Origin of the sequence: Roseateles sp. YR242 (assembly GCF_900109745.1) — a bacterium.
GTDB lineage: Bacteria > Pseudomonadota > Gammaproteobacteria > Burkholderiales > Burkholderiaceae_C > Roseateles.
On the sequence record NZ_FOAV01000004.1, the window covers coordinates 279,230 to 293,142 of the forward strand.

10 protein-coding genes and 1 pseudogene are annotated in these 13,913 nt (G+C 66.2%); 10 read left to right on the forward strand and 1 reads right to left on the reverse strand.

The window, feature by feature from the left end; all coding sequences use genetic code 11:
• Positions 1 to 28: 28 nt before the first annotated feature.
• From BMY53_RS10815 to ntrC, 8 genes and pseudogenes are all read left to right on the forward strand, one after another.
• Positions 29 to 838 carry a polysaccharide deacetylase family protein gene (locus BMY53_RS10815; protein ID WP_255370149.1) on the forward strand — a complete coding sequence of 270 codons (810 nt, stop codon included), beginning with the start codon at positions 29 to 31 and terminating at the stop codon, positions 836 to 838.
• A 117-nt stretch (positions 839 to 955) separates the two neighbouring features.
• A pseudogene (locus BMY53_RS10820) lies at positions 956 to 1,912 on the forward strand (sterol desaturase family protein); the annotation flags it as partial.
• Between the two features lie 191 nt (positions 1,913 to 2,103).
• A complete protein-coding gene (locus tag BMY53_RS10825) occupies positions 2,104 to 3,075 on the forward strand; it encodes an EI24 domain-containing protein (protein ID WP_255370134.1) in 972 nt (323 codons plus the stop codon).
• The gene (locus BMY53_RS10830) at positions 3,072 to 3,890 is read left to right on the forward strand and encodes a competence/damage-inducible protein A (RefSeq protein WP_092946384.1); all 819 of its coding nucleotides are present in this window, start codon (positions 3,072 to 3,074) and stop codon (positions 3,888 to 3,890) included. The genes BMY53_RS10825 and BMY53_RS10830 overlap by 4 nt, the downstream gene beginning before the upstream one ends.
• 334 nt (positions 3,891 to 4,224) lie before the next feature.
• Entirely contained in the window at positions 4,225 to 5,643 is a 1,419-nt protein-coding gene (gene glnA, locus BMY53_RS10835; RefSeq protein WP_092946386.1) for a type I glutamate--ammonia ligase, read from the forward strand.
• Positions 5,644 to 5,994: 351 nt separating this feature from the next.
• A complete protein-coding gene (locus BMY53_RS10840) occupies positions 5,995 to 6,510 on the forward strand; it encodes a hypothetical protein (RefSeq protein ID WP_177200826.1) in 516 nt (171 codons plus the stop codon).
• Positions 6,511 to 6,609: 99 nt separating this feature from the next.
• Positions 6,610 to 7,713 (forward strand): nitrogen regulation protein NR(II), encoded by a 1,104-nt coding sequence (gene glnL, locus BMY53_RS10845; protein ID WP_092946388.1) that lies wholly within the window; start codon positions 6,610 to 6,612, stop codon positions 7,711 to 7,713.
• Positions 7,714 to 7,757: 44 nt separating this feature from the next.
• On the forward strand, positions 7,758 to 9,236 hold the full coding sequence (gene ntrC, locus BMY53_RS10850; RefSeq protein ID WP_092946389.1) for a nitrogen regulation protein NR(I): 1,479 nt from the start codon (positions 7,758 to 7,760) through the stop codon (positions 9,234 to 9,236).
• A gap of 388 nt (positions 9,237 to 9,624) precedes the next feature.
• Here ntrC and BMY53_RS10855 read toward each other — a convergent pair whose 3' ends face one another.
• The gene (locus tag BMY53_RS10855) at positions 9,625 to 10,674 is read right to left on the reverse strand and encodes an MBL fold metallo-hydrolase (protein ID WP_255370135.1); all 1,050 of its coding nucleotides are present in this window, start codon (positions 10,672 to 10,674) and stop codon (positions 9,625 to 9,627) included.
• 70 nt (positions 10,675 to 10,744) lie between these two features.
• Here BMY53_RS10855 and def point away from each other — a divergent pair, with 70 nt between their 5' ends.
• Positions 10,745 to 11,281 (forward strand): peptide deformylase, encoded by a 537-nt coding sequence (gene def / locus BMY53_RS10860; RefSeq protein WP_092946393.1) that lies wholly within the window; start codon positions 10,745 to 10,747, stop codon positions 11,279 to 11,281.
• 378 nt (positions 11,282 to 11,659) lie between these two features.
• Positions 11,660 to 13,888 carry a DUF6600 domain-containing protein gene (locus tag BMY53_RS10865; RefSeq protein ID WP_092946395.1) on the forward strand — a complete coding sequence of 743 codons (2,229 nt, stop codon included), beginning with the start codon at positions 11,660 to 11,662 and terminating at the stop codon, positions 13,886 to 13,888.
• Positions 13,889 to 13,913: the final 25 nt, after the last annotated feature.

Below are 13,913 nucleotides of genomic sequence, written 5' to 3' on the forward strand. Positions count from 1 at the left end.
CCGCCCTCGTCGGCTCGGCCTGGTGCTGCTGTGCGCGGCGCTGCTGAGCCCCGGTCTGCAGGCACAGCCGGCCGCCCCGGCCGCGCCCTGCGACAAGCCGGTCTACCTGACCTTCGATACCGGCCACATGGGCGTGGCGCCGTTGATCGTGGACACGCTGCGCCGTTTTGACGCCAAGGCCACGTTCTTCCTGGCCCAGGAGCCGACGAAGGACGGCGGCCAGACGATGGACGACAAGTGGGCCCCCTGGTGGAAGGCGCTGGCGGAGCAGGGGCATGACTTCGGCTCGCACACCTGGTATCACGACGCCTGGGTGGCGGACCTGCCTGATGGCCGCTTCCGCTTCCGCCGTGCCGCAGGCGAGCAGCCGCCGCAGATGGTGGAAATGTCGGCTGCGGACTACTGCGATGAACTCAAGCAGCCGGCCCGCCGATTTGCCGAGATGACCGGCCGGCCGATGTCCATGATCTTCCGCGCCCCCGCCGGCCGCACCTCACCGGCCCTGCTGGCTGCCGCGCGTGCCTGCGGCTACCGGCACGTCGGCTGGGCCCAGCCCGCCGGCTTCCTGGGCGACGAACTGCCCAGCGACCGTTTCCCCAATCAGGCGCTGCTGGAGCAGGCCCTGCGCCGTATCAAGCCGGGGGATATCTTGCTGGCCCATCTGGGCATCTGGTCCCGCCAGGACCCATGGGCGCCCGCGGTGCTGGAGCCGCTGATGCAAGGGCTCAAGCAGCGTGGCATGTGCTTTGCGCCGCTGCATGACCATCCGGATTACGCGCAATGGATGCGCAAGCCGCCCGAATCGCTGGCCATGGAGCGCCCCCGCAAGCTGAACTGAGCGGCGGCATTCCACCACCACGTCAAACAGCAAGCACAATCTCCGACTAGCTGGACACCCCCCGGACTCCGCGTCGGGCCCGAACCCCAGCAGCAAAGCAGCAAGGCCGATCACGTGATGGACTGGTTCACCGATCTCTTTGGACAAGCGCAGCAGGCCCTCTTCGAGGGCGTGGTGCAGCCCATCGTCTTCAATCTCGGCTTTGGCAACCTCCTGGAAGATGCCTTTGACGCCACCGGCTGGCTGCTGGTGGGCCTGCTGCAAATCGTCTTCATGCTGGCCGTGATCGGCGCGTTGCAGCGCTGGAAGCCGGCGGAGCCGGTGACGGACCGCCGGGCCATCCGCGTGGACGTGATCTACACGCTGATCCAGCGCCTGGGCCTGTTCCGCCTGGCCATGTTCTTCACCATCGAGCCTGTTTTCGATGCCCTGACCGGGCAAATGCGGCTCTGGGGCATACCGACCTTCCAGCTGGACGGCATCTGGCCGGGTGTCACCGACGTGGCCTGGGTCAGCTTCGTGATCTACCTGCTGGCGTTCGACCTGGTGAACTACTGGCTGCACCGGGCTCAGCACCAGTGGCACTGGTGGTGGGCCTTGCATTCCCTGCATCACAGCCAGCGCCAGATGACGATGTGGTCCGACAGCCGCAACCACCTGCTGGACGACCTGCTGATCGACAGCGTCGTGGTGTTGGTGGCCCGCTTGATCGGCGTGGGCCCCGGCCAGTTCGTGGCCCTGGTGGCGCTCTCGCAGTTGATGGAGAACCTGCAGCATGCCAACTTGCGGGTGAGCTTCGGCCTGCTGGGCGAGCGCCTGCTGGTGAGCCCGCGCTTTCACCGCCTGCACCATTCCATTGGCATCGGTCATGAAAACTTCGGCGCCGGCACCTTGGGCGGGCACAACTTTGCGGTGCTGTTTCCCATTTGGGACGTGATTTTCCGCACCGCCAATTTCGAGGACCGCTGGGATCCGACCGGTGTGCGCGACCAACTTCCCGAGGCGGGCGGCCGCGACTACGGGGAAGGCTTCTGGGCGCAGCAATGGCTGGGCATGAAGCGCCTGTTCGGCCGGCGGCGGCCTTACGCCGCAACTTCGCGGGCGCGCATGTCTGCAAGTTCGAGCGCGAGTGCGGGTGCGGGTGCGACCGCCGCTGCCGGCGGCCCGTCGGCGCATCACTCCCACGACAGCAACACCCATAACAGCAACACCCACAGCACGAGCCCGGTTGAACCAGGCCGGCTGTCCACGGGAGGGGACGACTGATGATCAAGCCGATGGGCCGCGTGGCCGATTCATTCTGGCGCGCTGCCGCGTACTGCCTGCATCCGCAGGTGATCGGCCTGTCTCTGCTGCCGCTGCTGGTGCTGGGGGTGCTGTCGGCCGGACTGGGCTACTTTTTCTGGGAAAGCGCCGTCTCCGGCGTGCGCGCCACGATCGAATCGTGGAGCCTGGTCGACGGCTTGCTCAAGTGGCTGGACAGCATGGGCGGGCAGGACTTTCGCACCACGCTGGCGCCAATCATCTTGCTGTGCCTGGTCCTGCCCCCGTTGGCGGTGATGAGCATGGTGCTGGTGGCCTTGCTGATGACGCCTTCGCTGGTGAGCCTGGTCGCCCGCCGCCGCTTCGCCAGTCTGGAGCGCAAGCGTGGTGGCGGCTTCCTGGCCAGCGTGATGTGGTCGCTGGGCCATACGGTGGTCTGCCTGCTGCTGCTGGGTTTCTCGCTGCCGTTCTGGCTGATCCCGCCGCTGTTTGCGGTGCTGCCGCCGTTGATCTTTGGCTGGCTGGGCTACCGGGTCTTCACCTTCGATGCGCTGGCGGACCATGCCAGCGCCGCTGAGCGCCGCCGCTTGCTCTCGGAGCATCGGCTGCCCCTGCTGCTGCTGGGGATGTGCACCGGCTACCTGGGAACGGCACCTGCAGCCATCTTCTCGTTCGGCGTCATAGCGATTGCGCTGGCACCGGTGCTGCTGCCACTGGCCGTGTGGCTCTTCACGCTGGTGTTTGCCTTCAGCTCGCTGTGGTTCACCCACTATGCGCTGGCCGCATTGCAGGAAATGCGCCGTGAAAACACCGCCACACCAGCCGCGCCGCCGGATGCCGTGATGGATGCGCTGCCGGCCAACTACGCCACCACGCCGCCTCGGGTGGAAGACTTCCCGCCGGACGACGACGCTGCGGCGCCGCAGACCGGCCCGACGCCCCCCCATGTGTCCCAACTTCAGGATCGCCCATGAATATCGGCCTCATCATCATCGGCGACGAAATCCTCTCCGGAAAGCGCCAGGACAAGCACCTCGCCAAGGTCATCGAGTTGCTGGGCGCGCGCGGCCTCTCCCTGTCCTGGGCCAAGTACCTGGGCGACGACCGCGACCAACTCACCCGGGAACTGCGCACCGCCTTCGAGACCGGCGACCTGGTGTTCAGCTGTGGCGGCATCGGCGCCACGCCGGACGACCACACCCGCCAGTCCGCCGCGGCGGCCCTGGCGCGCCCGCTGGCCTTGCATCCAGAAGCGGCTGAACTGATCTGGCAGCGGGTGCAGCAGATGGCCAGCGAGCAGGGCACCACGCCCGAGCGGGAGCATCCGGACACCCGCCGGCGCATGGAGATGGGGGTGTTCCCCGAGGGCGCCGCCATCATCCCCAACCCCTACAACAAGATCCCCGGCTTCTCGGTCGGCACCGTGTACTTCGTGCCCGGCTTCCCGGTGATGGCCCACCCGATGATCGAGTGGGTGCTGGACCAGCGCCATGCGGCGCTGCATCGCCAGGTGGGCACCCGGGAGCGCTCGTTGATTGTGCAGGGCGCGATGGAGGCGTCGCTGACGCCGCTGATGGAGCGTGTGGAGACCGAGTTCCCCGGGATCAAGGTGTTTTCATTGCCCAGCGTGGACCATCCCCAGTGGGGCCGGCACATCGAGCTGGGCGTGAAGGCCGCCGGTGAGATTCCCGCTGACATGCTTGAATCCACCCTTGAATCCGCCTATGGCGCGCTGCGCGATGGTGTCGTCCAATTTGGTGCTGTCATCAGCACTGAAATGGTGCGATGATGCACCGCGCTGGGTGTGACTGCCGTCATGCCGCCAGCGCTGCTCCTAATCGCGCCAGTGTGCGCATCTCTGGTTGCCCCCCACTGGCGCGCGTTTCGCGTGGGCCGGTACGGCATGCACCGAGGTGGCGCCTGTGTGTTCGTTGACGGAGCGCCGGTGGCGCTTTGTTGGCATGCAACCTGCTAAATAGTTGGCGCTCGAGATTGGCTGCTCGATTCCGGTGCCGGTGTTTTTGGCGGGTCGTGGTCAAGTTCTAGCCGGGCCGCGCCGAATCCGTCCTGCGGGGCGCGTCCGCCGAATCTTTCTTCTTATCCAGTCCCCCTAGGAGTGATTGATGGCCACCAAGACCGTCGCCGACGTGATGAACCTGGTGAAGGAGCATGAAGTCAAGTTCATTGACTTCCGCTTCACCGACACCCGCGGTAAAGAACAGCACGTGTCCGTGCCCGTGTCCGCCTTTGACGAAGACAAGTTCACGTCGGGCCATGCCTTTGACGGTTCCTCGATCGCCGGCTGGAAGGGCATCGAAGCCTCCGACATGCTGCTGATGCCGGATCCGAACACGGCCAACATCGACCCGTTCTTCGAAGAACCGACCCTGATCCTGACCTGCGACGTCATCGATCCCACCGATGGCAAGGCCTATGAACGCGACCCGCGCTCGCTGGCTCGCCGCGCCGAGGCCTATCTGAAGTCCTCCGGCCTGGGTGACACCGCCTACTTCGGTCCGGAACCCGAGTTCTTCATCTTCGACAGCGTCCGTTGGAACGTGGACATGTCCGGTTCGTTCGTGAAGATCGAATCCGAAGAAGCGGCCTGGAACACCGGCAAGGAATACGAGCACGGCAACAGCGGCTACCGTCCCACCGTCAAGGGCGGCTACTTCCCGGTGCCCCCGGTCGATTCCGGCCAGGACATGCGCTCGGAAATGTGCCTGATCCTGGAACAGATGGGCATCCCGGTCGAAGTGCATCACCACGAAGTGGCGAACGCCGGCCAGATGGAAATCGGCACCAAGTTCAGCTCGCTGGTCCAGCGCGCCGACTGGCTGCAACTGCAGAAGTACATCATCCAGAACGTGGCCCATGCCTATGGCAAGACCGCCACGTTCATGCCCAAGCCCATCGTTGGCGACAACGGCTCCGGCATGCACGTCCACCAATCCGTGTGGAAGGATGGCAAGAACCTGTTCGCTGGTGACGGCTACGCCGGCCTGAGCGATTTCGCCCTGTACTACATCGGCGGCATCATCAAGCACGCTCGTGCCCTGAACGCGATCACGAACCCCGGCACCAACAGCTACAAGCGCCTGGTCCCTGGTTTCGAAGCCCCGGTGAAGCTGGCCTACTCGGCCAAGAACCGTTCAGCCTCGATCCGCATTCCGTATGTGGCCAACCCGAAGGGTCGCCGCATCGAAGCGCGCTTCCCCGATCCTTCCGCCAACCCCTACCTGGCCTTCGCAGCCCTGCTGATGGCGGGTCTGGACGGCGTGGAAAACAAGATCCATCCGGGCGAAGCCGCCACGAAGGATCTGTACCACCTGCCGCCGGAAGAAGACGCGAAGATCCCGACCGTCTGCCACAGCCTGGACCAAGCCCTGGAATACCTGGACAAGGACCGCGCGTTCCTGACCAAGGGTGGTGTGTTCACGGACGCCTACATCGATGCCTACATCGACCTGAAGATGCAGGAAGTGCAGCGTTTCCGCATGACCACTCATCCGGTCGAGTTCGACATGTACTACTCGCTGTGATGGCCGACGAGGGGGGTGCCGTGTCCGCCATGGAGACTGCCCCCGCCTCGCAGCGCCTTCCCGCCTCGCGCCAGGCGGGGCCGGTTCTACCGGCCCGACCGTTGCGCGGGGTGGAACAGGCAGCCAGACAGGGGCGACTTCGGTCGTCCCTTTTTTTTGAGGGACCCAATGACGGGTTCCGATCAGCAGGCGAAATTCACGCTCTGGGCGATTGGCATCAGCCGAGCCCCCGGTTGTTGTGGAGTGTTCCCGAACCGTACAGATCGCAACAGCGACGCCATCGTCTTCCACCCCGTAAAAGCCTGGCTTGCGTCACAATGAGTATCGACTTCGGTCATTTGGATGCGAGCAATGCGAATCAAGCGGGTTGGGTGGTTACGAGAATACGCAGGCCTGGCCCTGGTGCTGGCCGCACTGGCGAGCGTCGCCGGTACGGCTTCGGCGCAGGCGACGGTCTACCGCTGCCCCGGCCCACCCGTGCTCTACACGGACGCACTCTCCGCCAAGGAAGCGCAGGAGAAGGGTTGCCGCAGCATCGACGGCACGCCCATCACTGTCTTCTCCCCAATCAAGCCCAAGGCCGCCGCCCCCACTGCCTCGGGAGCGCCCAATGAGCGCGTGGACCCGAAGGACCAGAAGGCCCGGGACAGCGACCGCCGTCGTGTCCTGGAGCAGGAGCTGCACGAAGCCGAGGACCGCCTCGCCAAACTCCAGCAGGAGTACAACAAGGGCGAGCCGGAGCGTCAGGGCAACGAACGCAACTACCAGAAGTACCTGGACCGCGTGGCTGAACTCAAGTCCAGCATCTCGCGCCAGGAAAGCGACATCCAGGCCATCAAGCGCGAGCTCTCCAAGCTGCCGTCCTGACCTGGCGGCGCCACGCGCCGCTGGGGCGGCGGGCATCACTGGCATCGCGGTTCTGGCCGAGTGTCGTCATGAGGGCGACGCCCGCTGGACCCCTGCACGATGACCGCCAAAACCCCCGCGCCCGCGCAGGCGCCACACCCCTATCAGGCCTTTGACCTGCTCGCCACGCTGGTGGCGGTGGTGCAGCCGGATGGCACCTGCGAATTTGCCAACACCGCTGTCGAGACGCTGTTCAACCTGCCACGCCGCGCGGTGCAGGGCAGCAACCTGCTGGAATGGTTTCCCGACACCGGCCGTCTGGTGGAGGCGCTGGAAGGCGTCTCCCGCAACGACTTCTCCAGCAGCCGCTTTGATGCGCAGATCCGCCGAGGCCCGCGGGCGCATGACGATGTGCTGCCCGTGCATGTCATCGTCAGCCAGACGGATGACCCGCAGCGGCTGGTCATCGAGCTGATCGAGAACGCGCAGCAAAGCCGGCAGGACCGCGAAGAGCGCACGCTGGACCAGGTTCGCTCCACCAAGGAACTGACGCGCAACCTTGCTCACGAGATCAAGAACCCGCTGGGCGGCATCCGTGGGGCGGCGCAGTTGCTGGCTTTGGAGCTGCAGCCGACCGAGCTGTGGATGGAGCTGGAGGAGTACACCGAAGTCATCATCCACGAGGCGGACCGGCTGCAATCGCTGGTGGACCGGCTGCTGGCGCCGCACCGTCGCGCCCAGGTCGTGGGGGATGTGAACATCCATGAGATCTGCGAGCGGGTCCGCACCCTGGTGCAGGCCCAGTACCCTCGTGGGCTCAAGCTGCAGCGGGATTACGACATCTCGCTGCCGGATTTTCGTGGTGACCGCGAGCAGCTCATCCAGGCGGTGCTCAACATCGTGCAGAACGCCGCGCAGGTGCTGCACGAGCGCATTGCGGCCGGTGACGCGGTCATCTACCTGCGCACGCGGGTGGCCCGGCAAGTGACCATTGGCAAGCAGCGTTGGCGCTTGGCATTGGAATTGCATATTGAAGATAACGGCCCGGGCGTGCCCGAGGAGATCAAGGACCGCATCTTTTTCCCGCTGGTGTCGGGAAGGGATGGGGGCTCTGGTCTCGGGCTGACGCTGGCGCAGACGATCGCCCAACAACATCAGGGCATGATCGACTGTGACAGCCAGCCGGGCCGGACCGATTTCCGAATCACCCTGCCTTTACCCTGACCCTGGGGCCACAAGCCGCAGACATGGATAAAGGGGAGCCTTAGATGAAGTCGATCTGGATAGTTGACGACGACCACTCAATCCGTTTTGTGCTGGAGAAGGCGCTGACGCGCGAAGGTCTGCCGGTACGCAGCTTCAGCCAGGCCCGCGAAGTGCTCGCGGCCCTGGAAGAGGATTCGCCGCAGGTGCTGGTCTCCGATATCCGCATGCCGGGTGGTTCGGGGCTGGAGTTGCTCAGTACCATCAAGAAGCAGCTGCCTGGCCTGCCGGTCATCATCATGACGGCCTATTCCGATCTGGACAGCGCGGTCTCCGCCTTCCAGGGCGGTGCCTTCGAATACCTGCCCAAGCCCTTTGACCTGCCGCGTGCGGTGGAGCTGATCCGCCGGGCGCAGGAAGAGAGCCAGCGTGAGGCGGTGGCCGAAGAGACGCAGGTCCAGATGCCGGAGATGCTGGGTCAGGCCCCCGCGATGCAGGACGTGTTCCGTGCCATCGGGCGCCTGAGCCAGAGCCATGTCACGGTGCTGATCACCGGCGAGTCCGGCTCCGGCAAGGAGCTGGTGGCGCGTGCGCTGCACAAGCACAGCCCGCGTGCGGAAGGTCCGTTCGTGGCCATCAACACGGCGGCGATCCCCAAGGACCTGCTGGAGTCCGAGCTGTTCGGCCATGAGCGCGGCGCCTTCACCGGTGCCCAGGCCACGCGGCGCGGGCGTTTTGAACAGGCCGAGGGCGGCACGCTCTTCCTGGACGAAATCGGCGACATGCCGCTGGACTTGCAGACGCGTCTGCTGCGGGTACTGTCGGATGGCCAGTTCTACCGCGTGGGCGGCCACAGCCCGCAACGCGCCAATGTGCGCGTGGTCGCTGCCACCCACCAGAACCTGGAAACCCTGGTCAAGGAAGGCCGCTTCCGCGAAGACTTGTTCCACCGCCTGAACGTGATCCGCCTGCGGCTGCCCCCGCTGCGCGAACGCCGCGAGGACGTGCCGCTGCTGGCGCGATATTTCCTTCAGCGCAGCGCTGCGGAGCTGGGGGTGGAGACCAAGCGCCTGTCCGAGGCCGCGCTGCAGCGGCTGGTGAATTTCGACTTCCCCGGCAACGTGCGGCAGTTGGAGAACATCTGCCACTGGCTGAGCGTGATGGCGCCCAGCCTCGTGGTGGAGGCCAAGGACCTGCCGCAGGAACTGCTGGCCACGCCGGGCACGGTGTCGTCTGGTGTGTCGGATGTCGTGCCGGTGAGCAGCGGGCTGACCAGCCTGCCGTTGCCGGTGGCGGCACCCGGGGCCATGCCGGTGATGGCGTCGCCGGATGCCTGGGTGGCGGAGATGGCGCGTGAAGCGCGTCGCCTGCTGGCCGCGGGCGAGCCGGATGTGTGGGACGTGCTGACAAGGCGCTTCGAGGCTAGCCTGATCCTGACAGCGCTGGACCTGACGCGTGGGCGTCGGATCGAGGCGGCGCAGAAGCTGGGCATCGGTCGAAACACCATCACGCGCAAGATCCAGGAACTGAACCTGGATGCATAGATGAGGCCCCCGGCCTGATTCGCGCTGACCGCGCTCAGTCAGTCCGCCCCCCAAGGGGGCTGGCAGGCCGCCTTGGGGCGGCCCGGCGCCGGCCTGCTCGCCCCTAACCAGCGCTCCCACGCTAAGGACCTCAGTGGTTGGCCCCCCCTGATTCGCGCTGAACGGGCTCGGTGGATGTTGGCCCCCGGCCTGATTCGCGCTGAACGGGCTCGGTGGATGTTGGCCCCCGGCCTGATTCGCGCTGAACGCGCTCGGTCAGTCCGCCCCCCAAGGGGGCTGGCAGGCCGCCTTGGGGCGGCCCGGCGCCGGCCTGCTCGCCCCTAACCAGCGCTCCCACGCTAAGGGGATCTCGGTGGTGTGCTCTCGGTGGTGTGCTCCGGGTGGTGTGCTAATTCCTGTCGAGCCAGACGGCCAGGCCTTGGGCGTTCAGCTCCACGTCCATGGCCAGTAGGGCGGCTACGTGGGTGGGGTCCATGGTGCCGCCCAGGTGCTGGGCCACGCCGCGCTGATAGAGCGCAAGCAACTCGCGCTTGAGTGCATCATGCCGGTCAGGCGCGTGGCGCAGGTGCTGGGCCAGGGCGGCCATCTCGCGGATCTGGCTGATCAGCAGGTCCGCGAGCCGTTGCACATCGGCCTGGTCTCGTCCTACCGCGCCGTAGTGAGTCAGGAACATCTGGCGGGGTCGGGTCTCCAGCATCCGTTGGATGGAGGCGATCAAGGCGTCCGGTTCAAATTGCACCGGGGTGCTGGTGGGCATGATCCACGCGCGACCGCCCCCGTCGTCAAATTCACGGTAGGAAAGACCGAAGGTGTCTCCGGTGAACCAGCCGCCGCTGGCCTCATCCCAGATGCAATGATGATGGCGGGCATGGCCCGGTGTGTCGATGAGCCGCAGGGTGCGCGTCCCCAAGGTGATGCACTGCTCATCCGTGCTGGAGACCGCCCGCGCCTCAGGCACCCCCACCAGCACACCATAAGAGCGCTGCATCTCCGCCTCGCCATACACCGCCAGCGCGCCCGCCCACAAAGCCGAGGTATCGACCATGTGCCGCAGGCCACGCGGGTGGACCAGCAGCCGCGCTGCAGGCAAGCGCTCCATCAAGGGCCCGACACCACCCGCATGGTCCAGGTGGACATGCGTGGGAATCACCCAGTCCACTGCACTCGCAGGAAGCCCCAGCGCCTCCAGTGCCCCCAGCAGGCGAGGCACGGCGTGGCGGGTGCCCGTGTCGATGAAGGCCGCCCGGCCGTTGTCAACGACCAGATAGGCCGCGTCGAAGTGGTCGCGCTGGAAGGCGGTGTCGATGGCAAAAATGCCGTGGCCGAGGTCTTCGAGATAGTGGGGAAGCGGTAGCCTCCCTCCCGACGGGGGGCTCGGTCGGTGACTCGACGGCGGGCTGGCTGGTTGGCTCGATGGCTGACTCAATGGATCACTCAAGCAGTGTCTCCCGGTGGCTTCTTAGAATGGCCCCAGATTACGCGATAACGCATCCCTTCGAGGAGGCCCCATGGCCATTAGAGAAATCCTGAAAATGGGCGACCCCCGCCTGCTGCGCCACGCTCAACCCGTAGCCGCCCTGGACACGCCCGAGCTGCACGCCCTGCTCAAAGACATGTTCGACACCATGGCCGACGCCAACGGCGCCGGGCTGGCAGCACCGCAGATCGGCGTGGACCTGCAGGTGGTGGTGTTCGGGTTCAATCGCAATGAACGTTATCCGGACGCGCCGGCAGTGCCCATGACGGTGCTGATCAATCCCGTGATCACGCCGCTGTCCGAGGAGCAGGAAGAGGGCTGGGAAGGTTGTTTGTCCGTGCCCGGTCTGCGAGGAGTGGTGCCACGGTGGAAACGGATCCGCTACCAAGGGGTGGACGCCCAGGGCAATACGATCGACCGGGAGGTGGATGGGTTCCACGCACGCGTGGTACAGCATGAGTGCGACCACCTGGTGGGCACGCTGTATCCCATGCGGATCAAGGATTTCTCGCGGTTCGGGTTTACGGAGATCCTGTTTCCGGGGATGGATCCGAAGAGCGACGATTGAGCGGTCGGGCCCGTTACGGCCCTTGCTCATCTGTCACTGTCCCCAACGGAGTACTGCGCGGGAAAGCGCCGGCCGGCTACCCTTTTCCTTCATGTCCCTCCTGTCCCGCTCCGCGGGCCATTCCTTCCTTCACTTCCGGAAAAGGGCACCCAACCGTCACTTTCCCCAACCGAGTACTGCCGACCTTGCAAATTGCGGTAGCGGCTAGCGGGGAGTCTTCGTGGACGACGTCGCTTGACGCCATGGCAACAGGGCGTCAAGTTGTAAGCGGGCGTCCACCAAATGGTGTCAAAACCGTTAAGAAACTTCGGCATCCCTCGTGGGATCTGTGATGAGGGTGCCGGGTTCCTTAGTTTCCATTCCGGTGGAGCCGATCGCATGACCTTCTTGTCGTTCATCTCACGACCATTCCAGGCCCTCGACAGCCTGTTCTCCAAGGCGACCACCCAAGTCGTCGCCCCCGCGCGGCACCCGTCCAGTGCGCTGTTGCGCCAGGCCGGACAGGCGCTGCTCGGCGTTCTGATGCTGGTGGGCGGCAGTACGGCCGCGCTGGCCCAGTCGTCCGCAGGGCAGGGCGACGTGCCCACCCGGGCCGGCCGAGTCGCCGAAGTGAGCGCCGGGGTCTGGATCTACGACCCGGAAGGCCGGGAATGGCAGCAGTTGCAACGCAACCAGAGCCTCGGCGAAGGGGACCGCATCCGCAGCGACGACCGCTCCGGCGCCACTCTGACCGTCGGCTCCAGCACCCTTTGGTTGGATGAACGTTCGGAAATCGAATTCAATGCGCTGGCCGATCAACGGGTGTCCGTGCAGATCGTGCGGGGTGCCGCCGGTGTGCGGCTGCGCTCGCCCCAGGCAGCTGACGAATGGACGCTGCAGACGCTGGAAGGCCGCTTCTCGTTTGAACGCGAAGGCCTGTACCGCGTGACGCAACTGGATAGGGGCAGCCAGGCCCAGGCCTGGCAAGGCAAGCTGCGCTTCGACTCCCGCGCCAGCGATGTGCCCCCGGTGTGGATGGCCACGAATGAACAGGCCGAGTTCTGGTGGGACGATGGCCCCAGAACGGAACGCCAACCCCTGGATCGCGATGAGTTCGCCCAGGTCCTCCTGACCGACGAGCGGGCCGCCATCAACCTGCCAGTGCCCGCCAATGTGGTGTCGCCGGAAATGACCGGGGTGGAAGAATTGGGCCGCTACGGGACCTGGCAGCAATCGCCGGAATACGGCAACGTGTGGGTGCCCACCACCGTGGTCGTGGAAGACTGGGCCCCGTACCGCTATGGCCGCTGGGTCTGGAGCGCCCGCTGGGGCTGGACCTGGGTGGACGACATGCCCTGGGGCTTCGCCCCCTTCCACTACGGCCGCTGGGCCTACTGGCGCGACCGTTGGTGCTGGGTGCCCGGCCCCTATGAGGCACGCCCCGCCTACGCGCCCGCCATGGTGGGCTGGGTCGGCGGCGCCGGCCTGAGCATCAACGTCGCCATCGGCGGCCGCCGCCCACCCCCGCCCCGCTACGGCGCCTGGGTGCCGCTGGCCCCGCGTGAAGCCTATATGCCGCCCGGTGGCCGCTATTCGCAAGACTACTGGCGCCGTGTGAACCCACGCATCGAACCCGGCCGCGTGCCGCGCCCGAACGACCCCTCGCCGCAGTTCCGCTTCGAGCGCGAACACAACCGGCTGTTCAATGCCATGCCGGTGACCCGCCCACTGCCAATCGCCGCGCCCCGAGCGCCTCAACGCACCTGGCAGGACCGTCCCGGCGGCAACGCCGGAAGCCGACCCGATGGTCGGCCTGAAGGACGTCCGGATGGACGCCCGGACGGACGCCCGGACGGCGGGCGGGCCGACACCCGTCCGGGCCGCGATGGCCGGGACGATCGGGCCCAACAAGGCCGACCCATCCAGGTGCCCACACCGGGTATCCAGAATGGCAGCCAGGGACGGGGCAACGACGGTCGGGGCAACGAGGGCCGCGGCAACGATGGCCGTGGGAACGATGGCCGTGGCAATGACGGACGCGGCAATGACGGCCGCCCTGGCAACCCGCAGCCTGCGCAACCGGCCAACCAACCCGGCGGACGGATGCAGAACCTGATCCGCGAAGTGGAGCAGCAGCGGGATCAGCCGCGTGAACAGCAACGTGAGCAAACACGGGATCAGCAGCGTGATCAGCCGCGTTATCAACGGGATGACCGCCAGGACAACGGGCGGCGCGACGAGCCGGCACGTTTCAACGTCCCCCAGCCGCCCCGCACGGAGCAACCGCGTGTCGAGCAACCGCGCTTCGAGGCGCCGCGTGTGGAAACGCCGCGCGCAGACCCGCGCCGCGACAACCCGCGCGAGATGATCCGCGACGTGCAGCGTGAGGCGCCGCGTGTGGAGATGCCGCGCCCGGTGCAGCCGCAGCAGCAACCGCAGCAGCAGCAGCAGCCTCAACCCCAGCAGCAACCGCAAATGCGCGTGGAACCCCCGCGTCGCGAGCCTCAACGCCGACCGGAGCCGCAACAACAGCCACAGCAGCAACAGCAGCAGGCACAGGGCCAGCCCAATCAGAAGGCCGAGCCGCCGCGTGGTCGCGGTGACGACCGCCGCCAGAACGAACGTTGAGCGGGCGCTGATCCACTCGCCCCTG